The following is a 23,008-nucleotide window of genomic DNA, read 5'->3' on the forward strand; positions in this document are numbered from 1 at the left end:
GATAATTCAGGAGCCTGGTGCTCTTCATTCATCATTTTTCATTATCCTTTCATCACGCCTACCGGCACCAGCTTTGCCACCTTTTTTGCGATGCCTGCCGACACCACCGTGCCAACCACTTCCCCGATGTCCTTGTAGGCGGCGGGCGCTTCTTCGGCGAGGCCCTGCATTGAACCGGCCTGCACGGAGACGCCTATCGCTTCGAGTTCCTGCCTGAGCTGGCTGCCCTGCACCATGTGTTTGGCTTTCGTCCGTGACATGCGGCGGCCTGCACCGTGGCACGACGACCCAAAGCTTTCGCGCATTGAGCCAGGCGCACCTTCCAGCACGAACGAGGCAGTACCCATGCTGCCGGGAATGATCACCGGCTGGCCTGAGAAGGCGCGGGTTGCGCCCTTACGGTGCACAAGGAGCTGACGGCGCTGGCCGTCGATTTCGTGCGTTTCGATCTTTGCGATGTTGTGCGCTATATCGTAGACCACTCGCAAGGGATCGCCGCCCATCACGCTTTTCCACGCCTGACGAATCTCCCAGGTGATGAGCTGGCGGTTGGCCCACGCGAAGTTCGCGCCCGCCGACATGGCACTGAAGTACTCTTTCCCCTCCGACGAATGGAACGGCACGCAACAGAGCTCGCGGTCGGGCACGGTGATGCCGTAGGCTTGCATGGCACGGTTCATGACGCGGATGTAGTCGGTGGCGATCTGGTGGCCGAGGCCGCGCGAACCGGTGTGGAGCTGGATGACGATCTGCCCCTCGAACAGTCCCATGCGCCCGGCGGCCTCCTGATCGAAAATGGCATCGATCCGCTCGATCTCGACGAAATGGTTGCCAGCGCCGAGTGTGCCGAGCTGATCGCATCCCCGCTGCTTCGCGTGCTGCGATACTTTCGATGAATCGGCAACATCGAGTACACCGCCGGACTCAATATGAACGAGGTCTTCCGGCTCTCCGTATCCAAACTCCACCATGCGGGGCGCACCGCCACGAAGTATCTGGTCGAGCTGTTTTAATGAAAAGGTGAGCCGGTTACCATGCCCGACGCCGGAGGGTACCTGTCGGTAAATCTCCTTTGCCAGATCGGGAATCTTCTCCCGGACGCTCTCAATGGATGATCTGGTCGCCAGCAGGCGCACGCCGCAGTTGATGTCGTAGCCGATGCCGCCGGGAGAGATGACGCCTGCGTCAAGGTCGAATGCTGCCACGCCGCCAATCGGGAAGCCGTAGCCCTCATGAATGTCGGGCATCGCCAGAGCAAAACCGACAATACCCGGCAGCGTGGCGACGTTGACGAGCTGCTCCAGCGAGCGGTCGGAGAGAATCTGCTCCAGCATCGCCGCCGAGGCGTAAAACCGCGCGGGAACCCGCATGTCGCTGCGGTACGAGCGGGGGATCTCCCACAACCCGCAGGAAATCTGCCTGATCGATGACCGCTTCATCTCGCCTCCGTTGGTTTCATTCATCGTTCTCACCGGGGAAAACAGAGAACCAATCGCCGCGGGTAAGCGTTCCAGCGGAACATCCCTGAAACACCTCAACCGCTCGTTATCATGAACCCTTCACGATTAATCCGGAGCACGCTTGCCACGCTTTTGACGCTGCTGTTGCTCATGCCATCCATGCTCAGCGCTGGCCAGAAAGGAGAAGCCATGACCTTTGAACTCACCTCTGTGGCATTCCGAAACATGGGCGCAATCCCGACGCTTTACACCTGCGAAGGCAAAAACATCTCGCCGCAGCTCTCATGGAAAAACCTGCCGAAAGGCACGAAAAGCCTCGTGCTCATCGTGGACGATCCCGACGCACCCGACCCGGCAGCCCCGAAATTCACCTGGGTGCACTGGGTTTTGTACAACATTCCGCCGGAAACAACGGAGCTCGCCGAAGGAGCCGGGAACCAACCCGCCGAAGCTGGAATGCTGGAAGGGTTCAGCAGCTGGAACCGAGGAGGCTACGGCGGGCCCTGCCCGCCCGTCGGCACGCACCGCTACTTTTTCAAACTCTACGCGCTCGACACCGTCATTGACGACCTGCTCTCCCCGCTCAAAGCCGACGTCGAAGCTGCGATGAAGGGGCACATCCTCGGAGAAGCCATGCTAATTGGCACATACAAAAAGGAGGGAAATTGAGTTGAGAATTGATGGGGGCATCTCAGCCTGTCGGGACACCCCTGCAAAGCCTGAGCAAATGAACTGTCAATTATCAACTATCAATTGTCAGCTCCTCTTCCTGTGCCCCTCGAACTCGATGCGCAACGCTGAAAGCGTAAGGTTCACGTCGAGCAGGAAGAGCACGAGCGAGCCGATCAGGCTGAGCATACTGATGATGAACACCGTCGAAACCAGCAGCGGCAAATCGAAGTGAAACAGGCTGGTGAGAAAGAGCAGAATGATGAGCGTGGCCGCGCCGAGACAGCTTGCCACCGCCAGCATGATGGCGTTGCGCACGTAGTGAGCGCGCCGCCAGAGCACGTCGATCTCGCGGTCGATGCGGGTGCGATCAACGCCGAAAAGCTTGTCGCCCTCCTCAAGCAGCTCCCGCGAGCGGTCGATGACTCTCGACAGGCGGTTGGTCATGGTGAGAAGCAATAGGCCAAGTCCTGAAATAAGGATGACCGGGCCGATGGCCGTCTGGAGCACCGGCACGAGTTCTTTGATAGTGGTAATCGTCATGTGTGTTTTTAACATTATTCAGATTCAGCCCGGTGCAGCTGGTTCGAGGCAAGATCGAGCCGGTCACCGGGTTTGGGAATGAGCGCAGCGGCGGCAATCTCATCGCGCAGAAAGCCTTTGAAAGACTCCTTCACACTCTCCTCGCCATGCACGATCATCACCTGTGAAGAACCGTCCCGACTCTTCAGCCAGTGCAGCAGATCGCTGCGGTCACCATGAGCCGACAGGCCGCCAATGGTGTGGAGTTGCGCCCGAACCCGGTAGCTCCGGCCGTGCAGCCGCACCTCCTTGCGCCCTTCGACCAGCTCCCGGCCAAGCGTACCTTCGGCCTGGAAGCCGGTGATGATGATGTGGCACTCGGGCCGCTCGATGTTGCGCTTCAGATGGTGCACGATGCGCCCGCCGTTGCACATGCCGCTTCCGGCGATGATGATCGCGCCCTCCCGGATGTCGTTGATCTTCATCGACTCTTCGACCCTGCCGGTCAGGTGGAGATTACCAACGGGTGGCATCTTGCGCATATTCTGGCGGAACAGGCGGGCCTCTTCATCCCATAACTCCTCGTGATGCCAATAGATACGACTCGCCTCGATGGCCATCGGGCTGTCGAGAAAGACCTGCCATTTCTCCAGCTCCCACTCATGGTAGTGTTCGCCGAAAAGGTAAAGCAGCTCCTGGCTGCGGCCAATCGAGAAGGCAGGAATCAGGATGTTGCCGCACTCGCGGCACGAGGTTTCGATGATCTCGCCGATTTCAGCCACGGTACTGTCGAAATCACGATGCAGACGGTCTCCGTAAGTACTCTCCACGAGCACCACATCGGCGTGGCCAATCGCTTCGGGATCGTTCAAAATCGGGGAATCGTACTGGCCGAGGTCGCCACTGAAGACCACCGTGCGGGTAGTTTCGCCCTCCGTGATTTCGAGTTTGACAAACGCCGAGGCGAGGATGTGGCCCGCATCGAGCAGCGTCACGGCGATGCCGGGCAGAATCTCGCGCCGCTCGCCGTAACGCAGCCCCGTCATGTCGTGGACGCAACGCTCGGCCTGTTCGACGGTGTAAAGCGGCTCGGCATCACGACGGCCATGTTTTTGCCAGTACCGGGCATCATGCTCGGCAAGCGAAGCTGAATCCCGGAGCAGAATCCGGCACAGCTCGATGGTGCCTTGATGGGTGTAGATCGGCCCCTTGAAGCCGCGGTTCACCAGCAGTGGCAGGCGGCCCGAGTGATCGATATGACCGTGGCTGAGCACCACAGCATCGATTTCAGCCGGATCGAACGGAAACGGCTCGCGGTTCAGCGCCTCGACACCGTAGCTACCCTGCACCAGCCCGCAATCGAGCAGCACCGTAAACCCGTTAACCCTCAGAATATGGCAGGTACCTGTCACCCGCCGCGCCGCCCCGTAAAACTCGATCTCCATATCGCAACTCCCTGTTTTCGTAAACCGGATTACCGGTAGACTGGATGCGAAAAGTACTTATAATTAAAATGTATATGCTGCGGGATGAAAAGCAAAAGAGCCCGACGCGGCAGGGCTCATCGCGTCAGGCTCTTTCAAATCACGAGCTGCAGAAAAAGGTCAGTCTTTCATGCGCTTCTTTTTGCTGCCGGTAAAGCCGGTGAAGAACGCGCCATCATCTTTTTTGCGCTTGCCGCCCGAGGGTTTGCCATAGCTCTTCTTTTTGTCGCCGCCAAATCCACGGTCGCCGCCGCGATCTTTGCCGAAGCTGCGATTGCCATCACGATCACCACCGAATCCACGGTCGTGCCTGTCTCCGAAACCACCCTGACGGTCATCCATCTTCGATGCCCTTAGCTGGCGTCCGCAAACCCTGACCTTCTTGAGTTCCTGGAACACATCGTTCGGCATTCCCGCAGGAAGCTCGACCGTGCTGTACTGCTCGTTGATGACAATCTTGCCGACCGCTTCAGGATCGAGACCGATCTCGTTGATGATCGCGCCGGCAATGTTGCCCGGCTTCACGTCGTGCATATTGCCCACTTCGATGCGGTAGGTCTCCTTCTTCTCGTCGGAATAGAGGCCGCCCTTGCTCTGCCTGCGCGGCTCGCGCTCCTGACGAAAATCGTCGCGGAACGAATCGCGTCCATGCTCGCGACCTTGACGCGGTTCGCGCTCTTCACGGTGGGACGGACGTTCGCGTTCAGGCTTCGCGGAGAGCAGGAACGGTTCATTGCCCTGCAATAGTTTGGCCAGCGCAGCGGCAGCTTCAAGCTCGGAGACATCATGCTCCTGGCAGTAATGGCCGATCATGCTGATGTAAAATTCGAGGTCTTCTGCTCCGATGGTGTCGGTGATGCGCTGCTTGAATTTGGCGATGCGCTTGTCGTTAACGGTTTCGGTCGAGGGCAACTCCATCAGCTCGATGCGCTTGCGGGTGGCGCGCTCAATGGCGAAGAGCATCCCGCGCTCCCTCGGTGAAACGAACAGGATCGCCTCGCCGCTGCGACCGGCGCGGCCCGTTCTGCCAATACGGTGCACGTAGGACTCGGTGTCGGTCGGAATGTCGTAGTTGATGACATGGCTGATGCGCTCGACGTCGAGGCCGCGCGCGGCGACGTCGGTGGCGATGACGATGTTCAGCGTGCCGTCCTTGAGCTGCTCGATGGTGCGTTCGCGAGCCGACTGCACCATGTCGCCGTTCAGCGCGGCAGCGGCGTAACCGCGAGCCTGAAGCTTTTCGGCAAGCGCCACGGTCTCGGTCTTGGTGCGCACGAAGATGATGATGCCGTCAAACGGCTCGACTTCGAGGATGCGCGTCAGGGCGTCGAGCTTGTGATGGCCGCCGACCATCCAGTAACGCTGGCGGATGGTTTCGACTGTCGTGGTTTTGGCCTGAATCGTAATCTCCGCCGGAGCCTTCAGGTACTTGCGAGCGATGCGCAGGATCGGCTGCGGCATGGTGGCCGAGAAGAGCGCCACCTGACGGCTTTCAGGAGTCTGGTCAAGAATCCACTCGACATCGTCGATAAAGCCCATGCGCAGCATCTCGTCGGCCTCATCGAGCACCAGGCACTTCAGGCTGTCGAGGTTCAGCGTGCCCTTGCGCATGTGATCCATCACGCGGCCCGGAGTGCCGACCACGACGTGCACGCCACGCTTGAGGTTGCGAATCTGCACGCCATAATCCTGGCCACCGTAGATCGGCAGCACATGAAAGTCCGGCATGAACTCGGCGTAGGTGTGGAACGCCTCGGCCACCTGGATCGCCAGCTCGCGAGTTGGAGCAAGCACGAGCGCCTGCGGATCGGTGGCAGAAAGATCGATATTCGAGAGGACCGGCAAAGCAAATGCTGCCGTCTTGCCGGTACCGGTCTGGGCTTGGCCGAGCACATCGCGGCCTTCGAGAAGCAGCGGAATGGTGCTGGCCTGAATGGGGGTTGGGTTTTCATAACCCACCGCTTCGAGGGCCTGAAGCAGGGGTTCAGCCAGTTCAAGGCTGCGGAAATTCACGGAATTGTCTTGCTGTTCGCTCATAATCTCCTTCCAGATCATTGATAAAAAAAGCCCCGGCGGGGCGCAAGTGGTCGCAATGCTGGAAAGAAGAAATGAAGAGGGGTCGTCTCACATCAGTCCTGAGGCAGGAAGCAAACCCGCCATCGCTCCATCGCACAATCAGCGGAAAAACGCGGCCAGAGGGGCCGTCCGGATTTCCACACTCTTTCTTGGCATCATCACCACAACAAAAATCGATTTGTATAGTACGATTTTATCCGGCCAAAGACGAATTAATTTTTTTAAAGCGATACCATTGGCTGCATCATCGCCCCACTTTCAGATTTCTCGCCAAGCACGAACCGGCAAAGTTCCCGGTATTGTGCGCCGCCGGGTTTGAGCATCGATTCGTAGAGACAGAGAGCGTCGAATTTGCCAGACCAAGCCACTGTTTCGCGAAGCGTGAGCGTTCCCATTGCCTTGAAATCGTGCAAGTTGAAGCGGGCGATGGTCAGGTGCAAAAGGAACGATTTTCGCGACTCACCTGCCGCTCCGGTTGCGGCAAGCAGACGGCGGGCGAACTTCGGCATTCCGGCGGGCGCTTTGCCCGTCGCCCAGATGAGGCGTGGACGGCGCGGTTCGGGACCAAACGAGACGCGCTCGAAAGCGACCTCGAACGGCGCCTGCTGCGCGGCCTCATCGCGCAGCGCCCGGCACACGGCATCGACATCGAGGCACTGCCACGGCGGCACCATCGTCAGATGCAGATTTTCCGGCCTGACCCACCGCACCTTCAGCCCGGCGTGTGCCCGCCGGAACTCCCCGGCTGACTCTGCCAGCTCGCAGCCGGCAGGTAAAGCCACGAAAACCCTTCTGCCTTCCATCAGATGTCCATCAACAAGATTGCCAACCATGAACCGTCAGCCCGCTCTTCGACCTTTGCGCCGTGATAAGTAACGGCTTTGACTTCATCACGTGCACCGGAAATTGCTCTGCCGAGAAACGATCCTTCGACAAACATCTCGCCGCTTGAACGGATTGAGAGTGCATCGTAGGCTTCGCGGTGAATCTGCGACAGGGCAAGCGCTTCGTTGAGCAGATCGACGAGCAGCGCAACCCGGTCGGGCGCTTCGATGCGAAAATCGCGTTCGACCCGTTCCGATGACCACTCCGGCCCGCTCCACTCCGTCATGGCGCGCAACGCCTCGCCCAACAGCTCCTCAAAGCTCCCGGCAGTGACCTCGAAGCTGAGGTCGGCGGTATGGTCGATCTGGCGGTACGACATATTCCGGAATCTCCATGATGGATCGTTCAGCAGACGTTCACACAAGCAATGTACGCAACCCGGCGCATTCAACTCACTGCCTCAGCCTTGTCGCATTTTTTATTACCTTGAGCAACGTCTTGACCAATTCAACAAATCATGGCTTCACTCGCCCTCGCTGCATACCGGTTCTTCTCCCCGCTTCAGCCACAGTTGTTTCGACTGCTGGCGGCGCGCAAACCGAGGCTGAAGACCTTCCTTGGGGCGCGAGCCAACCTGTTCGAGGAGCTTGAATCACGCCTGCACGCGCTGCCGGAACCGTCTTGCCGTCTGTGGATTCACGCCTCGTCGGTCGGCGAATTCGAGCAGGCCCGCACGATCATCGCCGAACTCCGGGCGCAGATTCCGGACATGGACGTCGTGGTTTCGTTTTTCTCAGACTCCGGTTACGAAGCACGCAAGCACTACCCCGACGCGGCGGCCGTATTCTACCTGCCACTCGACACGCGGGAGAATGCACGAAGATTGGTCGATCTCATCGGCGCGGACATCTTCATGCTGATGCGCTACGACTTCTGGCCGAACCACCTCGAAGCCATCAAAAAGAGCGGGGCACGAATGCTCCTGGCCGCCGCCGCACTCCCGCCGGGTTCGCCCTATCTCAAGCCTTGGCTCAGAGGATTCTACGGTGAACTCTTTTCGCTCTTTGATGCCATCTACACCATCGACAGCAAAGACCGCGAAATGTTCCTGAACGGGTTCGGCTGCAGGAACGTCTTCACCGCCGGTGATCCGCGATTCGACCAGGTGCTCGAACGGCAGAAAAAAAGCGACGAGCAAGCGGCGAGGCTCAAGCCGTTCTTCCACGGCCGGATGGTGCTGGTCGGCGGAAGCACCTGGGAGCCGGACGAAGCAATCCTGATTTCGGCGTGGCTGTCGCTCCGCCAGAAACTCAGCCTTGTTCTAGTGCCGCACAAGGTGGATCGACCGAACATCGAACGCCTGTTGCAGAATCTCCGACAGCAAAAGATCGATGCGGTGACGATTTCGGAGATGGATGAAACCTTCGACCCCGCGAAACAGGTACTGGTGGTTGACCAGACCGGCTACCTCGCCGAACTCTACACCATCGCCACTATTGCTTACGTCGGTGGAGGCTTCGGCGTCAACGTGCACAACACCATCGAGCCCGCCGCGCACGGCATTCCGGTGCTCTTCGGCCCTCGCCACACCAATTCGCCCGAAGCCACAGGACTCATCGAAGCCGGAGCGGCCACGGTCGTCACCGGGGAGCCAGAACTCCGCCAGGCGCTGACAACGTTCGTCGAGGATACCGACCACCTGAAACGTGCCGGAGCAAAATCCAGCGGTTTTGTCAATGGCAGGCTTGGAGCCACCGCGATTATCACCAGGGATATAGCACAGCATTGCCGGACGAAATCGTGATTTCCGTATATTCCGGACATATCTGACCACTTGACAAAACACCTCAAGCCATGTTAAGCAGAATCCAAAGCCTTTACCTCTTCATCGCCGCACTGCTCGCCTTCGGTAGTATGGCCTTCCCCTTCTGGACGTTCACGACCAACCACATCATTCTTTTCGGCGACTTCATGGACGTGCAGGGTGCAGGCATGATCGTCACCGCCGGAAGCATCGGTGGAGGCCTGCTGTCGCCGCTCACCGGCATCGTGGCGCTGGCAACCATCTTCTTGTACAAGAACCGTAAACTCCAGCAGACGCTCATCACGCTCTGCCTCGTGCTCTTCGCCGCCGACCTGCTGGCCGGTCTCGCGGGCGGACACTTCCTGAAGCAATACCTCGAAACGCAGTCACCGTCGGTCAGCTTCGCACCCGGCAGCGGACTCTTCATGCTGCTTCCAGAACCGGTGCTTTTCTGGCTCGCCTCGCTCGGCGTGAAGAAGGACGAAAAAATCGCCACCGCGTACAAGAGGCTCTGACGATGCGCATCGTTTTTTCAACCGGCGACATTCACGGCATCGGCCCTGAAATTATCCTGAAAAGCGTGCTTTCGCGGCCTTCGGGAGAGGATACCTACGTGGCTGCCGGATCGTTTAAAGCCCTCGAATTCTACCGTGACCTGCTCGGTCTGCCGGTGGAGCTGCGCCGGATTGACGGGCCGGACGCCATCGCGAAAATCACGCCTGAGCCAGGTGTGCTGCACGTGCTGAGCGTCGCCGAGCCGGAAACGATCCAGCCCGGCACACTGTCGAGAACCGCCGGAGAGATCGCCATGCGCTCGCTCGAAACCGCCGCCGCGCTCTGCCGCGACGGCCTCTGCGATGCGCTCGTCACCGCGCCGCTGCACAAGGAGGCGATTGCGCTTGCCGGGTACCGCAACACCGGCCACACCGATTTTCTGGCCGATTTCTTCGGTGTCTCGTCGCAGATCATGCTTTTCGTCGATCCCGTCTCCGGCCTCAAAGTCGCGCTCGCCACGATCCACGAGCCGCTCTCGAAGGTTCCGGCGCTGGTGCGCGCGATGGATCTCGACGCATTTTTCACCACGCTCGCCGGATCGATGCGGCGCGATTTCCGCCTCGACGAGCCGAAGATCGCCGTGCTCGGCCTGAACCCGCACGCCTCGGACGGCGGCGTCATGGGCAGCGAGGAGGCGACCGTCATCCGCCCGGCAATCGAGCGCCTCTCGGGCGCAATGCAGATCGACGGACCGTTTCCGGCGGATGGCTTTTTCGGCGCGAAGCGCTACCGGAACTACGACCTCATCGTCGCCATGTACCACGACCAGGGCCTCCTGCCCTTCAAGGTGCTCGCTTTCGACACGGGCATCAACGTCACGCTCGGCCTGCCCATCGTCCGCACCTCGCCCGACCACGGCACCGGCTTCGACAAGGCGGGCAAAGGCACAGCCTCCGAACGCAGTTTTCTCGAAGCCACCAAGCTCGGCGCAACCATCGCAAGGAACAGAACGCAAACCACAGAGTAAGCCATGATCGCCTTCGTCAACGCGGATATCGACATCAGAAAAAAGCCCATTTTCAGGAACCTGAACTTCACCATCCAGCCCGGTGAACTGGTCTACATCGTCGGACGGAGCGGCAGCGGCAAGACAACGCTGCTCAAGTCGCTCTACATGGAGATCAAACCGGTGAAAGGAGAGGTGATCGTCAACGGCTTCAGCTCCCGGAAGATCAGAAAGGGTAAAATCGCCATGCTCCGGCGCAAGCTCGGCATCGTTTTCCAGGATTTCCGGCTGCTCGAAGACCGGAACGTCTACGACAACCTCGCCTTCGTGCTCAAGGTGACCGGTACGAAACAAAAGCTCATCAAGGAGAAGGTGATGACCGCCCTGAAGGAGGTAGGGCTCGAACAGGCCGCGAAGGAGATGCCGCAGAACCTCTCCGGTGGTGAGCAACAGCGCGTGGTGATCGCGCGAGCGCTGGTCGGCGACCCGGTGGCCATCATCGCCGACGAACCGACGGGCAACCTCGATCCCGAGACCTCGATCGAGATTCTCGAATACCTCAAGAAGATCAACGCCAAAGGCATCAGCGTCATCATCGGCACCCACGACTACGAGCTGGTGCGCCACCACCCCTCGCGCACGCTGATGATCAAGGATATGAACCTCGTCGAATGCACCATCGAACCCGCCCCTACAGGCTCCGGCTGGCGCCCCGTGCCGAAGGAGACGGCGATGGCGTCATGAGGTTTACGGCACGGTGCTGAACCGATACTATCTGTAGGGGCAGACCTGAGTGTCTGCCCTTCGCACTCACTCCCCGCTGTACGTAATCCCAAGGTTCCCCAGCCAGTCGATGGCAATAGCCCGCAATGCCTCGTTGCGAAAAGCCGTCCACCCATCGACAACCCCGAACGCATCCACCGTGCTCCGGATGCGCATGGAGGCTCCCCGCCCCTGAAGACTCCTCAGCAACCCGCGCCGTAGTTCGTCATTTTCAACCGTCTGGCAGAACCGCCGCAAGATCGAACAGTCATCGATATCGAACTGATCCGGCAGTTCGCGATAGTCGCCGGAAAGCAGCGCCTCGCCGGCTTCCCGCACCATCGCCTCCTCTCCCGCCCGGACAGCGCTACCCAACTCCACCGCATCCAGCGCATCGCGGCTAAACGTCACAATCCGTCCCGTCCTGATATTCAGAAACGCCCGCCGCTCTTCATCGGTCCGGCCTATCGCATCGACCACATCTTTCAGTCGGATAACAACGCTCATGCTCGTTGAATTCATAAAATGATTGCTGTCTTTAACCAAATACTCGAAGCGTTCTCACCCATTCCCGGCGACCTCTTCATCCCACAGGTCGGGGCGTTTGGCGATGAAGGTGTCCATCATCCATCAGGCTGCGGCATCCGGCGTCATCCAGAAGCGTAACTTCCACGCCGTGCTCGCGCAGAAATCCGGCGTTGCCCTTGAAGTTCCGATCCTCCCCCACGACAACCCGACCGATTCCGAACTGGACGATGGTGCCAGCGCACATCATGCAGGGCGAAAGCATCGTGTAGAGCGTCACGTCGTTTCGGGAAATAGGTGCGATCCTTGAGATTCTGATCGGTGAGACCGCCTTTCGCGGTGGCGTAGTAGCTGCCGTCGGGCATCATGAACCAAACCGTGGCATTGGTCGGCAGATCCTGACTGAAGCGGTCAAGCAACGGCTTGACTTCGTCCCATTTGGCCGACTTCGCCTCTTTTGAAATGGCAATCGTTTTTTCAATGCGCAGAATGCCTGCGAGATGATCCTCAACCAGCCCCATGTAAGCGCCAAGGGCAGCTTCCGGCTCAAGCTTCACCGACGCCACTTTTCCCTCCGCGCGCACCGCCAGCAAACACAGCGTCAGCATGGCGGACATCAGAATTGAAATGAACCTGGATATGCGAGACCTCCTTTCAAGTTATTTGAGAAACACCATGAACTACAAGAGCCCAACACTTCAACAGAACAGGAAGGTGCAGCCTTGCCAGACAAGCCGGACAGCCGATCCATATAGTCTATTCAAAGTTCAGAATATCCGGGGTGAGAAGCAAGAAATGGGAATAAAAAGTAGGACTGCAAGCGCAAAACAATTCGACTCTACTGTGGAGCGATGTTTATTTGACAACTAATTGGATAATTTTATCAAATTGATAAGGCCAAATGAAAGAGAAAGAAGGGTGATTATGAATACGAAGCAATGTCCTTCGTGTGGTCACAGCGGTATGATCAACAAGGCTTTGGAGGAAACGCTCACCTATGAAGGCAAATCGATGACGTTGCATGACATGCGCGGCCAGTTCTGCCCGGAGTGCGGGGAAGGAACTTGGGATGAAGAGAGTTACCGGCGCTACACGGAAGCTCAGGAGAGCTTGGTACGAGCGATCAAAGGCGACCCGGCGGCAGACATCCGGCGCATCCGTAGAAAACTGAAACTGACCCAGGCGCAACTCGCCACATCGTTCGGCGTCGGCAAGGTCGCGTTTTCACGATACGAGCGCGGAGAAACCAGGCCGCCCGCGCCACTGCTCAAATTGCTGAAACTCATCGACCGGCATCCCGATTTGCTTGAGGAGGTTGAAAAGATGGGTTCTTCGCAGAATATCGTGGGTAAGGGCTTCTGCTGTTCCGTCATGATTCGATAGCCCTGTTGAGTTTGCCGCAGTAAAACAAAATCCGGTTGCGATAACTCTCGAAACGGTGGAACCCTCTTGCTGACGCCTTGATGTTCGCGCAGTGCAAGAGCAGCTCGATCGCAAAGCTTTCGAACTGCAGCGTGAAACGGCAATGCCTTACCGCCCACGGTGCCTGAACGGTTTTGAGCCCATCTTCCATGATGCACCGCATACCGGACACGCGACCTGCTTGCCGGTACAGACCAGTCTGATCTCGACCCGCTTGCCGCTCATCGACACATGAACGCTCTCGACCTTCCAGTTTGAGGAAGGAGCTAAAAGTTGGTGGTAATGGCTCGTCAAGCTCTGGGAGTATCAAGGTGTGGTTGGGTAACGCTCAAAATTACTTTATGTTACTTCATACACACCCTTCTTCCCACGATATTCTGCGAAAAGCCAAAAAAAGTAACACTGCCGTCCTGATCCCGAAAACTCAGTTTCAGGACGGCAAAACAATCAAATCATCTCACGAACAACCCGTCGTCATTCCGCAGTCTTCGCACACTTTGCATGTGCCGTTCTGCTTCACTCTAACCGATCCGCAATTTTCGCACTGCTCGCCGGTGTAGCCTTGCACTTTAGCCTGGGCGGCCTGGCTTTTCAGGATACCGTGGTCGTCGGCGTGGTGCTTTGGGGCGTGGACGGCGAGTTCCGGCTCCGAGGCTTTTGCCTTCGCTGCGTGGCCGTTGCCGTTGCCATTGGCCGGTACTTCCGGCACCTCATCGACAGCCTTCACGTGCACGAAATCCTTGCGACCAAGGTAGTCGTAGCCGATGGAGCGGAAAACGTAGTCGAGAATCGAGGTCGAGTTCTTGATGGCGTTGTGGCCCTGCACCGCGCCAGCAGGCTCGAAGCGGGTGAAGGTGAAGCTGTCCACCAGCTCTTCGAGCGGCATTCCGTACTGGAGCGCCTTGGAGGCAAGCACGGCGAAGCAGTTGAGCAGGCCCTTGAACGACGCGCCCTCCTTGTACATGTCGATGAAGATTTCGCCCAGCGAGCCGTCTTCATACTCTCCGGTTCTGAGGAACACCTTGTGGCCGCCGACATACGCCTCGCGGATGTACCCCTTACGGCGCTTCGGCAGCATACGGCGCTCGGAGCGGTGATAGACCCGCTCGACGATGTGCTCCTGCACCTCCTTCGGCCCCTTGGTTTCGTCCAGATCCTCCTCGGTGCCGAGCATGATCACCTCGTCGAGCGGCGAAATGCTGGAAATGTTGAGCGGCTGCGAAAGCTTGGAGCCGTCGCGGTAAATCGTGATCGCCTTGACCATCGACTGCCATGCGGCTTCGTAAACCTCGCCGATTTCAGCGGTGGTGGCGCTGGCGGGCATATTGACCGTCTTGGAGATCGCGCCGGAGATGAAGGGCTGCACGGCGGACATCATGTGCACATGGGCCATGTGGTTGATGTAACGCTTGCCCTTGCGTCCGCAGGTGCTGGCGCAGTCGAAGACCGGCAGGTGCTCCGGCTTGAGGTGCGGCGCGCCCTCGATCATCATAGTGCCGCAGACGTAGTCATTAGCCGCCTCGATGTCCGCCTCACTCGCGCCAAGCTCGCTCAGCATGTCGAACGAGGGTTCGTTGAGCTGCTCTTCGGTGAAGCCGAGGGAGTGGCAGAACTCCTCGCCGATGATCCATTTGTTGAAGGCGAAGCGGATGTCGAAGACGCTTTCGAGCTGCTTTTCGACCGCATCGATCTTTTCGTCGGTAAAGCCGCGGCTCTTGAGCCACTGCTGGTTGATGCCGGGGCATCCGCGCAGGGTACCGTGGCCCTTGCAGTACTTCTCGATCTCCTCGATCTGCTTGTCGGAGTAGCCGAGGCGGGAAAGCGCCTTGTGCACCGACTGGTTGACGATCTTGAAGTAGCCGCCGCCCGCAAGTTTCTTGAACTTGACAATAGCGAACTCCGGCTCGATGCCGGTGGTGTCGCAATCCATAACAAGGCCGATGGTGCCGGTCGGCGCGATGACGCTCACCTGCGCGTTGCGGAAGCCGTGCTTCTTGCCGCGCTTGAGCGCCTCGTCCCACACCTTTCCGGCAGCCTCGAACAGCTCCTTCGGGCAATATTCCGAATCGATTCCGCGAGGTTTGATCACCAGCCCTTCGTAATCGTCCTCCGAGCTGTTGATCGCCGCGCGGCGGTGGTTGCGGATGACGCGCAGCATGTCGTCGCTGTTCTCGCGATAGCGGGCGAACGGGCCGAGGTCTTTGGCCATGTCGGCAGAGGTAACGTAGGCCTGACCGGTCATGAGCGCCGCGATGCCACCCGCAATGGCAAGGCCGCGCGGCGAGTCGTAGGGAATACCGAGCACCATCAGGACGCGCCCGAGGTTGGCGAAACCGAGGCCCAGCGTGCGGAACTCGTAGCTCAGGCGGGCGATCTCCGCCGACGGGAAGTGCGCCATCAGCACCGAGATTTCAAGCACCACCGTCCAGAGCGCCGAAGCGTGCTGAAGTTCGGTGATCTTGACCTTGCCGCTCTCCTCGTCGAGAAAGTGCGCGAGGTTGAGGCTGGCGAGGTTGCAGGCCGTATCGTCGAGGAACATGTACTCCGAGCACGGGTTGCTGGCATTGATGCGGCCGCTCTTCGGGCAGGTGTGCCATTCGTTGATGGTCGAGTCGAACTGCAAGCCCGGATCGGCGCACTTCCAGGCACTCATCACGATCTTCTCCCAGAGGTCCTTGGCACGCACAGCGCGGGCATCCTTGCCGGTGGTGCGCTCGCGGAGCACCCACATTTCGTCGTTCTGCACGGCCTTCATGAACTCGTTGGTCACGCGGACGCTGTTGTTGGAGTTCTGGCCGCCGACGGTCTGGTACGCCTCGGACTCGTAGTGCGTGTCGTACTCCTCGAAATTGAGCGAGGTGTAGCCCTGCTCGACCAGCGCCAGCACACGCAGGATATAGCTCATCGGCACACCGCGATGCAGGGCGTTACGAATGAGCGTGTCGAGCATCTCGTTCTCCTGCCGGTCGGTGCCGCCCTTGAGCGCCTCATCGACAATCGCTTTCAGGAAGCGCGAGCAGATCTTGGAACCAGCAACCATCGCGGCCACCTTGTCCTCCTCTTTCGCCTTCCACTCGATGAACTTTTCAATGTCCGGATGATCGATATCGACGATGACCATCTTGGCCGCGCGGCGCGTGGTGCCGCCGGATTTGATCGCGCCAGCCGCAGAGTCGAAGATTTTCAGGAAGCTCATCAGGCCCGACGAGCTGCCGCCGCCGCTGAGCTTTTCGCCCGATCCACGCAGGTTCGAATAGTTGGTGCCCGAGCCACTGCCAAACTTGAAGACGCGCGCCTCGCGGATGGCGAGGTCGAAAATGCCGCCGTCGTTGACCAGATCGTCCTTGACCGACTGGATGAAACAGGCGTGCGCCTGCGGGCGGGAGTAGGCGTCCTCGGACTCTTTCGTCTCGCCGGTCACCGGATCGACGTAGAAGTGCCCCTGCGCCGGGCCGTTGATGCCGTAGGCGAACTGGAGACCGGTGTTGAACCACTGCGGCGAGTTCGGCGCCGCCATCTGCGCGAGCAGCATGTACACCACCTCGTCATAAAACGCCTGCGCATCCTCCTCGGTGTCGAAGTAATTGTGCTTGCGGCCCCAATCCTGCCAGCAGCCCACCATGCGGTGCGCCACCTGCTTGATGGAGTTCTCGCTGCCGGTCACCGGCTGGCCGTCCGCGCCGATCATGAGGTTCCCCTCAGCGTCGCGCTGCGGCACGCCGGTCTTGCGGAAATATTTCTGCGCGAGAATGTCGGCGGCAACCTGCGACCACGAAACCGGCACTTCGACATCGTTCATCTCAAAGACCTTCGAGCCATCGGGATTGCGAAGCACGGAGGTTCTGAGCGTGTAGTCGAAACGGTCATAGACGTTTTCACCAGGGGAAGTGAACAGGCGGGCGATTTTCATGTGAAGTCTCCAGAATCGATAATTGGTTGTTGATAGGTAAATCCATTTTATTCCAAGACTTACCTTACGTCAGCACACACAGTGAAGCATGGTTGCATCATGACGGGAGATTGCTTTACGCAATATAAACCACCCTGTCAAACTCAGAAAACAGCTTTGGCGAACTGACGAAAAAAGATCGAGGAACAATCAGGTTTCGATCGTTGAACGGGACGCCAAGCTCTGTTCCCGGAGCCACGCGGCGCCAACCATTACGGCAGGTTTCCTGACTTCGATGGCCGCGAAATTACTTCGACGTTTTCCTTCGGGCGACCTTCCCCCGCATTCCCCGTGGTTATCAGAGGTGGGCAGAGTGGATACACCCGAACCGCGGCGGCCATGAGGACAGAGCTGTCAACATCGCCGGGCGGCACACCATCTTACAGTTGCGGGCACAGTGTGCGATTCACACGCAACTTCCCTTTTACCCGAATGTTTTCATCCGGCACCGTAATGCTCAAAGAACTTTCAATGGTAATGATTTTTTGGAAGGCAGACAACGCCGGAAGGTGATTTTCCGGGCGACATGCGACGGACTTAACGGTGCTGAAAACAGGGAAGGCTCACGGTAAAAGCATTTCCGGTCGAAGCCCTGAAAACAACTTTTTTTCCGGCAAGACCGGAGCATTATTTCACCTTCCACTGCGACGGATCGACCGTCAGCAGCCAGTCGAGCGTACGCCGGATACCCTCATCCTGCGGCACGAGGCTTTGCCAGCCAAGCGTCTTGCGGGCTTTCGACACATCAACCTCCGCACGTGAGGTGAGCACATCGACCGCCTGCCGGGTCAGGAGTGGGCGCTTTTCGCTTCCGGCAATCCGCCAGACAAACTCCATCACCCCGGCGACGGCCCGAACCATGCCGAACGGGAGGTGAAGCGACGGCACCGGCGAACCTATCGCCACGGCAACGCGCCGGCACACCTCCTCGAAAGTGATCGCTTCACCGTCGCAAGCCATGAACGCCTCGCCAACGGCTTCCGGACGGGTAGCGGCCAACATCGTCAGATCGGTGAGATTGTCGATATAGATCATGCTGATCGGCGCGTTGCGCGCCCAGAAGAATGCCTGACGCTTGCGGATCGCATCGGCCAGAATCGGAAACAGCGTCCGGTCGCCGGGGCCATAGACCCACACTGGATAGAGAATGCTCGCTGAAAGCCCCCGTTTCATAGCTGCCCAGACCTCGTTTGTGCCACCGATTTTCGTATCGGGATAGGATTGCCTGCGCGTCATGCAGGGCGTCTGTTCATCGATACGGCCAAGCAGGTGGTGCTCGAAGCACTCGAACGAGCTGACATGCACCAGCCGCCCAACGCCGTGCCGAAGCGATGCTTCGCACACGTTGCGCGTACCTCCGACGTTGATGTCGATAAAATCCTGCATCGGCCCCCAGTCGGAAGTCAGCGCGGCGGCATGGATCACCAGATCGCACCCGTGCACCGCAACATCGACCGAATCTGCATCACGCACATCCCCCTCGACCACCTCGACCCCGGAGGCGCGCAGCGACGGAATGCACGCATTCCCCTTCCGCACCAGCGCCTTCACGCGATACCCGTCCCGCAAACATCGCCTCACCAGATGCGACCCGATAAACCCTGAAGCTCCGGTAATAAGGACTGTCTTGGTCATAAGTAAGTTTTGATTTATCCGGAAGCCCCTCGCTCAAACGCTCAAGCGCTGCAATCACTGGAGACCCGGTCGAGGATGGTCAGATACCAGCGGCTGTCAATTTTCGTCATGTAAAACACCAGGTCGTTTCCAGCCGCGTCAACCAGCACGACCCGGATGCTTTTCGCCTCAAGTGCGCGGAACCGGGCAATCATTTCCGGCGAAATCTCCCTCAGCCCGTTCTTTTTCAGGTTGATTGCCGTGGTGCTCAACAAGGCATCCCGGTATTTGGGGTCACAGAACAAACCGGTTTTCGACCAAGCCTCACGCCCGCAATCATACACCGGCAACGCCGCGTACCTGAGAGGTGCTCCGCCCCTGATTTTTGGATAGGGAAAGTATTCGGGAACAGGCTTTTTGAAATCGATCCCCGAAACAGCTCTGAATACATTGAAGACGCCTTCGCGGTAGATGACAATCACCCCTTGTTTCGGATGGACAAAGCGGTTCAGCCGGGCAGCGTCTCCTGACTCGAAGGCACTGACCACACCGGCCACCGCGCCGTCAAGAGGTTGCAAGCGGGACATGGCATTTCCGCAATCCGCAAACAGCAGGATGATCGAGCAGATGAAAAAAACACTCGCGCGGCGTATCGGAACAACTGTCAATCTGCGCATACTGCACCATAGTTTAAAGACAACGAAACCATAACATGCTGCCGTCAGCAAGGCCGCTCTTCATTTCTTCACGCCCGATTCTCAACTCTTCCCTTCCCTCTTTTTCAGAATATCCACCAGTTCGGCGGTGAGGGTGGCCTGGCGCTCGAAGGCTTCAGCGAGGCGCTCCATGTCGCTCCGGCGGCTGCGCTCGGTCTCGGCGTCGAACAGAATCGGTTTCTGGAAGCCTTCGGAGAGACCGAAGAGGCGCAGGCAGATGCGGATAAGGATGATATAGACAACCGGCAGCAGGTATTCGCCAAAAAGGACCGGCATCTGCTGGTAGTGCCGGATGACCGCATCCCAGTCGCCAATGGCGAGGGCGCTCCACTGGACGAAAAAGTAGATGTAGATCAGCGGATGAAAAATGATGAAAATGCGCAGAATTTTGGACTGGCGCTTGCCCAAAGGATCGCTTTCATATTTGGAGAGCAGCCAGGGAAAATGGCCGACCAGCATAGCCGCGCGGCGATCGTTGAGATAGCGCGCACCTTGCAGCGCCGAGTCGATGAACGAGGCCACCTGGCTCAGGAGCGCCGCTGAGAGAATGGTGGCCAGAAAAGCGTAGCTGAAGTCATCGAACTTGAACGATCCGGCCAGGTATGGCAGGGTGATGGTTTTGGGCTTGATGACGATGAAAAGCAAGGCGATCCCGGCGAGAATCACCGAAAAGGTGTGCAGCTTGCGCGCCTGGCGCAGGCTTTCGACAACCGCCTCGGCGTTGGCACCCTGCATGGAGTTACCGGGCGGATCGAGGCGCATCAGGGCCGCAGAGTCGGTCGATGGCGAGTAGAAGCCGTTGACGCCGATCTGGCATCCGGTCACGCCGTCGTAGCGCGTGGAGAGATCGATCGTGCTGCGGCTGAGGTTGACGCCATCGAGCCGCGCACCCGTCAGATCGGCACCGCGAAGGTCGGCTCCACGCAAATCAGCTCCCGAGAGCCTGGTTTTTACCAGAACGGTTCCGGTCAGATCAGCTTCCGAGAGATTTACCCCGTTGAGGTCGATCCCGCCAAGATCGGCCTGGCTGAGATCGGGCCGGACGGCTGGCTGAGCCTGACGCCAGTGGTTCCAGACGGCGACTCCGGTCCTGAGCCTTTCGAGATGGGTTTTGTCAGCCATAAATCAAAAATCATTCCGTTACAGACACGGCCTTGACGGCTGGCGCGGCATACGCCGGCTGCCGTTCGACCCATGAGAGAATGGCGTTGAACAGCGAAGCACTCCGGGCCACCTGGTTGTAGGCTTCATCGACGGTCATGTTGCGATGTTCCCGCCTCATCTTCTGACCGAGCTTGCGGGCCGATTCGGCGACAGCGGCGATCTCCCTTGCCAGGTCATCTTCGTTCCGGATGTAGGGCGCTGTCATGATGCGCTGGATATAGGCGATGTTGTTACGTGCGCTGTTCTCGATGATGCCGTCATTGATGCTGTGGCGCTGCTTGTTGAAGTCGTCGTAGGGGGTATTGTGCAGCGGCATCGAGAGGTCGCCGCAGTAGTGGGCGCAGTAGACCAGCGGATACTTCGCATATTTGCCGCTCTTTTTCATGGCGAAGTAATCCCTGACCGAACCGATGATCGCTCCGTACAGATGCCCTTCGTCGTCATTGGGCTGGTTGTAGCGTTCAACCTGCGCCATGACCATTTCAGGCGTGACCCGCCGGTTGGCGTTGTTGTTGTAGTAGTGATTCGGACTTTCAATCGGCCCGAACATCTCCTTCGACTTGGCCACGTCGGGCGCGGCCGAGCTGTACCAGAGATCGAAACCGGCAGCTTCGGCGACGGCGAGATGGGTTTTGTCGTGCCAGGCGTTGGCTTCGGGCTGGAATGGCTGAGTGCAGAAAAACGCCGTAACCGCAGCGATGCGAAGGATAGCTGAGCGCATGAGAGGCCTCCTGAAAGGGTTGGAAAGCGAAACTGCTCTTATGGGAACAAGATACGCAGAAACGGAGAAGAGCGGCAACAGTTGGATGGAGTGGAGATTTTACTGGGCCGCGACTCTCGTCGAACGAAGTGGCGGCCCGGCGGCACCTCAGGCAGACATTTCGAGCATTCTCCTGATCGACTTCAGCGCGCCTTCGCGCAGGCTCTCATCGACGGTGATCTCGGGCGCGCGGTTCACCATGCAGAGGTAGAGCTTGTCGAGCGTGTTCTGCTTCATCTGCTTGCAGACGCTGCGCGGATTGGCCGGGTCTTTTGGTGCCGAAATGAAGGTCTTGCCCGGCGAGCGCTTCTCCATTTCGTAGAGAATACCCGGCTCAGTCGCTACGATGAAGCTTTTGCACGGACTCTTTTCGGTGTACTCGAGCAGCGCCGAAGTCGAGCCGACGAACGAGGCGTGACGAAGCACCTCCTCGCGGCACTCGGGATGAGCGATCAGCTCCGCATCGGGGTACATCGCCTTGGCCTGAATCATGTAGACTTCAGAGTAAGCCTCGTGCACGTAGCAGAAGCCCTGCCAGAGCAGCATGTCACGGCCCGTGCGCTTCATCACCCACGCGCCGAGGTTGCGGTCGGGGCCGAAGATGATCTTCTTCTCCGGCGGAATCTGGCGAACGATGTGCTCGGCGTTCGACGAAGTGCAGATGATATCCGAAAGCTTCTTGATCGCCGCCGACGAATTGACGTAGGTGATGGCGATGGCGTCGGGGTGCGCCTCGCGGAAGGCGCGGAACTCATCCTCGGGGCAACTGTCGGCCAAGGGACAGCCCGCGCCCGGGTCGGGCATGAGCACCATCTTGCCGGGATTGAGAATCTTGGCGGTCTCGGCCATGAAGTACACCCCGGCAAAGACAATCACGTCAGCCGAAGTCTTTTCCGCCGCACGCGCGAGCGCGAGGCTGTCGCCCACGATGTCCGCCGCCTGCTGGATTTCCGGCAGGGTATAGTAGTGGGCAAGGACGATGGCGTTCATCTCCTTCTTGAGAGCCTGCACCCTCCGGATCAGCTCTTCGGTCGAAAGGCCCGCCGCCTCTTTCTGCATATCGGTTGCTGTGGTCATATCGATCTGTCGAAATAATGAAATAAAAAAACTCCTCGACGGTTGAAGAGGAGCGTAGTCCGGAGTGAAAGCCGAAAACAAATCCGGCTCCCTCCGGCGATTCAACTCAGATAGTCTTCCAGGTCATCGTCTTCCCTGATCAGCAAAAGAATGGCTGAATTGGGCACGATCAGATAGCGCTCCTCTTCGTACTCGATCTCCCAGGCGCTGTTCTGGACGAAGATGGCCAGATCGCCGGTTTTGGCCTGAAGCGGAATGTACTGGGGACTTTCAGCCCGCTCTTTCCAGGGTTCGTCGGTATCATTTGGCGGGCCGACCGGATAGCCCGGCCCTGTTTTGAGAACGTAACCGCTCTGGATTTTAGCTTTTTCCTGAACGCCCGGAGGGAGGTAGATGCCGGATTTGGTTGTCTCGTCAAGGGATTTCGGCTTGATGAGTACCCGGTCTCCGACAACGATGAATTTATCCGTAGCGTTTCTGCGTTTGTCAAATAACATGCGCTATTGCAATATCTTGGCAAGAGTTCCCGTATGCCGGGCTGATGCGCCGGAGAGGAAGAAACTCGCCGCCATCTGGCGTCAACGCTTCCGCGACCGGCGGTCGAGAAGTTCAAAATCGTCATTTCAGCCCAAAAAGCAAAAAAAACGGTTATCCATCCCGCTGGCTCGAAACAAGTGA

General features: G+C 58.6%; 22 protein-coding genes and 1 riboswitch. Of the genes, 6 read left to right on the forward strand and 16 right to left on the reverse strand.

Features of this window, described 5'->3' with window-relative positions; all coding sequences use genetic code 11:
* Positions 1-41: 41 nt before the first annotated feature.
* Positions 42-1,439 (reverse strand): RtcB family protein, encoded by a 1,398-nt coding sequence (locus NY406_RS07325; RefSeq protein WP_411267103.1) that lies wholly within the window; start codon positions 1,437-1,439, stop codon positions 42-44.
* Positions 1,440-1,649: 210 nt separating this feature from the next.
* Here NY406_RS07325 and NY406_RS07330 point away from each other — a divergent pair, with 210 nt between their 5' ends.
* Positions 1,650-2,129: a YbhB/YbcL family Raf kinase inhibitor-like protein gene (locus NY406_RS07330; protein WP_411267104.1), complete on the forward strand. Its 480-nt coding sequence runs from the start codon at positions 1,650-1,652 to the stop codon at positions 2,127-2,129.
* Positions 2,130-2,216: 87 nt separating this feature from the next.
* Here the strand turns inward: NY406_RS07330 and NY406_RS07335 are convergent, their stop codons facing one another.
* The 5 genes from NY406_RS07335 to NY406_RS07355 form a co-directional block, all read right to left on the reverse strand.
* A complete protein-coding gene (locus NY406_RS07335) occupies positions 2,217-2,672 on the reverse strand; it encodes a DUF2721 domain-containing protein (protein ID WP_260533451.1) in 456 nt (151 codons plus the stop codon).
* A gap of 14 nt (positions 2,673-2,686) precedes the next feature.
* Positions 2,687-4,096 (reverse strand): MBL fold metallo-hydrolase RNA specificity domain-containing protein, encoded by a 1,410-nt coding sequence (locus tag NY406_RS07340; RefSeq protein ID WP_260533452.1) that lies wholly within the window; start codon positions 4,094-4,096, stop codon positions 2,687-2,689.
* A 159-nt stretch (positions 4,097-4,255) separates the two neighbouring features.
* The gene (locus NY406_RS07345) at positions 4,256-6,172 is read right to left on the reverse strand and encodes a DEAD/DEAH box helicase (protein ID WP_260533453.1); all 1,917 of its coding nucleotides are present in this window, start codon (positions 6,170-6,172) and stop codon (positions 4,256-4,258) included.
* Between the two features lie 260 nt (positions 6,173-6,432).
* Positions 6,433-6,993: a 2'-5' RNA ligase family protein gene (locus NY406_RS07350; protein WP_260533454.1), complete on the reverse strand. Its 561-nt coding sequence runs from the start codon at positions 6,991-6,993 to the stop codon at positions 6,433-6,435.
* A gap of 20 nt (positions 6,994-7,013) precedes the next feature.
* Complete coding sequence (locus NY406_RS07355) at positions 7,014-7,415, reverse strand: archease (protein WP_260533455.1); 402 nt, start codon at positions 7,413-7,415, stop codon at positions 7,014-7,016.
* Between the two features lie 138 nt (positions 7,416-7,553).
* Here NY406_RS07355 and NY406_RS07360 point away from each other — a divergent pair, with 138 nt between their 5' ends.
* The 4 genes from NY406_RS07360 to NY406_RS07375 are packed head-to-tail and all read left to right on the forward strand — an operon-like array spanning position 7,554 to position 11,085.
* A complete protein-coding gene (locus tag NY406_RS07360) occupies positions 7,554-8,840 on the forward strand; it encodes a 3-deoxy-D-manno-octulosonic acid transferase (protein WP_260533456.1) in 1,287 nt (428 codons plus the stop codon).
* Between the two features lie 50 nt (positions 8,841-8,890).
* Positions 8,891-9,355 (forward strand): DUF4293 domain-containing protein, encoded by a 465-nt coding sequence (locus NY406_RS07365; protein ID WP_260533457.1) that lies wholly within the window; start codon positions 8,891-8,893, stop codon positions 9,353-9,355.
* Positions 9,356-9,357: 2 nt separating this feature from the next.
* Positions 9,358-10,362: a 4-hydroxythreonine-4-phosphate dehydrogenase PdxA gene (gene pdxA / locus NY406_RS07370; protein ID WP_260533458.1), complete on the forward strand. Its 1,005-nt coding sequence runs from the start codon at positions 9,358-9,360 to the stop codon at positions 10,360-10,362.
* Between the two features lie 3 nt (positions 10,363-10,365).
* Positions 10,366-11,085, forward strand: a complete 720-nt coding sequence (locus tag NY406_RS07375) for a cell division ATP-binding protein FtsE (protein ID WP_260533459.1) — start codon at positions 10,366-10,368, stop codon at positions 11,083-11,085.
* A gap of 66 nt (positions 11,086-11,151) precedes the next feature.
* Here NY406_RS07375 and NY406_RS07380 read toward each other — a convergent pair whose 3' ends face one another.
* Positions 11,152-11,610: a UPF0158 family protein gene (locus tag NY406_RS07380; protein WP_260533460.1), complete on the reverse strand. Its 459-nt coding sequence runs from the start codon at positions 11,608-11,610 to the stop codon at positions 11,152-11,154.
* A 76-nt stretch (positions 11,611-11,686) separates the two neighbouring features.
* Positions 11,687-11,893, reverse strand: a complete 207-nt coding sequence (locus NY406_RS07385) for a hypothetical protein (protein WP_317618678.1) — start codon at positions 11,891-11,893, stop codon at positions 11,687-11,689.
* Positions 11,894-12,552: 659 nt separating this feature from the next.
* On the opposite strand from NY406_RS07385, the gene NY406_RS07390 reads away from it, so the two are divergent.
* Positions 12,553-13,011, forward strand: coding sequence for a type II toxin-antitoxin system MqsA family antitoxin (locus NY406_RS07390; protein WP_260533461.1), 459 nt, complete (start codon positions 12,553-12,555; stop codon positions 13,009-13,011).
* Here the strand turns inward: NY406_RS07390 and NY406_RS07395 are convergent.
* The 8 genes from NY406_RS07395 to NY406_RS07430 all read right to left on the reverse strand — a co-directional run bounded on the left by NY406_RS07395 (position 12,998) and on the right by NY406_RS07430 (position 22,827).
* Positions 12,998-13,201, reverse strand: a complete 204-nt coding sequence (locus NY406_RS07395; protein WP_260533462.1) for a transposase family protein — start codon at positions 13,199-13,201, stop codon at positions 12,998-13,000. The two genes, NY406_RS07390 and NY406_RS07395, sit on opposite strands and share 14 nt — an antisense overlap.
* A gap of 306 nt (positions 13,202-13,507) precedes the next feature.
* Positions 13,508-16,960 carry a vitamin B12-dependent ribonucleotide reductase gene (locus NY406_RS07400; RefSeq protein ID WP_260533463.1) on the reverse strand — a complete coding sequence of 1,151 codons (3,453 nt, stop codon included), beginning with the start codon at positions 16,958-16,960 and terminating at the stop codon, positions 13,508-13,510.
* Between the two features lie 237 nt (positions 16,961-17,197).
* Positions 17,198-17,467: riboswitch (cobalamin riboswitch) on the reverse strand.
* A 159-nt stretch (positions 17,468-17,626) separates the two neighbouring features.
* Positions 17,627-18,634 (reverse strand): NAD-dependent epimerase/dehydratase family protein, encoded by a 1,008-nt coding sequence (locus NY406_RS07405; RefSeq protein ID WP_260533464.1) that lies wholly within the window; start codon positions 18,632-18,634, stop codon positions 17,627-17,629.
* 41 nt (positions 18,635-18,675) lie between these two features.
* Positions 18,676-19,290 carry a hypothetical protein gene (locus NY406_RS07410; RefSeq protein WP_260533465.1) on the reverse strand — a complete coding sequence of 205 codons (615 nt, stop codon included), beginning with the start codon at positions 19,288-19,290 and terminating at the stop codon, positions 18,676-18,678.
* 81 nt (positions 19,291-19,371) lie between these two features.
* The gene (locus tag NY406_RS07415) at positions 19,372-20,451 is read right to left on the reverse strand and encodes a pentapeptide repeat-containing protein (protein WP_260533466.1); all 1,080 of its coding nucleotides are present in this window, start codon (positions 20,449-20,451) and stop codon (positions 19,372-19,374) included.
* A gap of 10 nt (positions 20,452-20,461) precedes the next feature.
* Positions 20,462-21,214: a hypothetical protein gene (locus NY406_RS07420; RefSeq protein WP_260533467.1), complete on the reverse strand. Its 753-nt coding sequence runs from the start codon at positions 21,212-21,214 to the stop codon at positions 20,462-20,464.
* A 147-nt stretch (positions 21,215-21,361) separates the two neighbouring features.
* On the reverse strand, positions 21,362-22,330 hold the full coding sequence (nadA, locus tag NY406_RS07425) for a quinolinate synthase NadA (protein ID WP_260533468.1): 969 nt from the start codon (positions 22,328-22,330) through the stop codon (positions 21,362-21,364).
* 101 nt (positions 22,331-22,431) lie between these two features.
* Entirely contained in the window at positions 22,432-22,827 is a 396-nt protein-coding gene (locus NY406_RS07430) for a co-chaperone GroES family protein (protein WP_260533469.1), read from the reverse strand.
* Positions 22,828-23,008 lie beyond the last annotated feature (181 nt).

It is taken from the genome of Chlorobaculum sp. MV4-Y, assembly GCF_025244685.1.
Classification (GTDB): domain Bacteria; phylum Bacteroidota; class Chlorobiia; order Chlorobiales; family Chlorobiaceae; genus Chlorobaculum.

Excerpts from the sequence above, each read along its gene's own strand:
- NY406_RS07360 (WP_260533456.1), top strand. The coding sequence starts at position 7,554 with ATGGCTTCACTCGCCCTCGCTGCATACCGGTTCTTCTCCCCGCTTCAG.
- NY406_RS07355 (WP_260533455.1), bottom strand. The coding sequence starts at position 7,415 with ATGTCGTACCGCCAGATCGACCATACCGCCGACCTCAGCTTCGAGGTC.
- NY406_RS07380 (WP_260533460.1), bottom strand. The coding sequence starts at position 11,610 with ATGAGCGTTGTTATCCGACTGAAAGATGTGGTCGATGCGATAGGCCGG.
- NY406_RS07420 (WP_260533467.1), bottom strand. The coding sequence starts at position 21,214 with ATGCGCTCAGCTATCCTTCGCATCGCTGCGGTTACGGCGTTTTTCTGC.
- NY406_RS07365 (WP_260533457.1), top strand. The coding sequence starts at position 8,891 with ATGTTAAGCAGAATCCAAAGCCTTTACCTCTTCATCGCCGCACTGCTC.
- NY406_RS07410 (WP_260533465.1), bottom strand. The coding sequence starts at position 19,290 with ATGCGCAGATTGACAGTTGTTCCGATACGCCGCGCGAGTGTTTTTTTC.
- NY406_RS07340 (WP_260533452.1), bottom strand. The coding sequence starts at position 4,096 with ATGGAGATCGAGTTTTACGGGGCGGCGCGGCGGGTGACAGGTACCTGC.
- NY406_RS07335 (WP_260533451.1), bottom strand. The coding sequence starts at position 2,672 with ATGACGATTACCACTATCAAAGAACTCGTGCCGGTGCTCCAGACGGCC.
- NY406_RS07330 (WP_411267104.1), top strand. The coding sequence starts at position 1,650 with ATGACCTTTGAACTCACCTCTGTGGCATTCCGAAACATGGGCGCAATC.
- NY406_RS07325 (WP_411267103.1), bottom strand. The coding sequence starts at position 1,439 with ATGAAGCGGTCATCGATCAGGCAGATTTCCTGCGGGTTGTGGGAGATC.
- NY406_RS07395 (WP_260533462.1), bottom strand. The coding sequence starts at position 13,201 with ATGGAAGATGGGCTCAAAACCGTTCAGGCACCGTGGGCGGTAAGGCAT.
- NY406_RS07415 (WP_260533466.1), bottom strand. The coding sequence starts at position 20,451 with ATGGCTGACAAAACCCATCTCGAAAGGCTCAGGACCGGAGTCGCCGTC.
- NY406_RS07345 (WP_260533453.1), bottom strand. The coding sequence starts at position 6,172 with ATGAGCGAACAGCAAGACAATTCCGTGAATTTCCGCAGCCTTGAACTG.
- NY406_RS07405 (WP_260533464.1), bottom strand. The coding sequence starts at position 18,634 with ATGACCAAGACAGTCCTTATTACCGGAGCTTCAGGGTTTATCGGGTCG.
- NY406_RS07430 (WP_260533469.1), bottom strand. The coding sequence starts at position 22,827 with ATGTTATTTGACAAACGCAGAAACGCTACGGATAAATTCATCGTTGTC.
- NY406_RS07375 (WP_260533459.1), top strand. The coding sequence starts at position 10,366 with ATGATCGCCTTCGTCAACGCGGATATCGACATCAGAAAAAAGCCCATT.
- pdxA (WP_260533458.1), top strand. The coding sequence starts at position 9,358 with ATGCGCATCGTTTTTTCAACCGGCGACATTCACGGCATCGGCCCTGAA.
- nadA (WP_260533468.1), bottom strand. The coding sequence starts at position 22,330 with ATGACCACAGCAACCGATATGCAGAAAGAGGCGGCGGGCCTTTCGACC.
- NY406_RS07385 (WP_317618678.1), bottom strand. The coding sequence starts at position 11,893 with ATGCTTTCGCCCTGCATGATGTGCGCTGGCACCATCGTCCAGTTCGGA.
- NY406_RS07400 (WP_260533463.1), bottom strand. The coding sequence starts at position 16,960 with ATGAAAATCGCCCGCCTGTTCACTTCCCCTGGTGAAAACGTCTATGAC.
- NY406_RS07390 (WP_260533461.1), top strand. The coding sequence starts at position 12,553 with ATGAATACGAAGCAATGTCCTTCGTGTGGTCACAGCGGTATGATCAAC.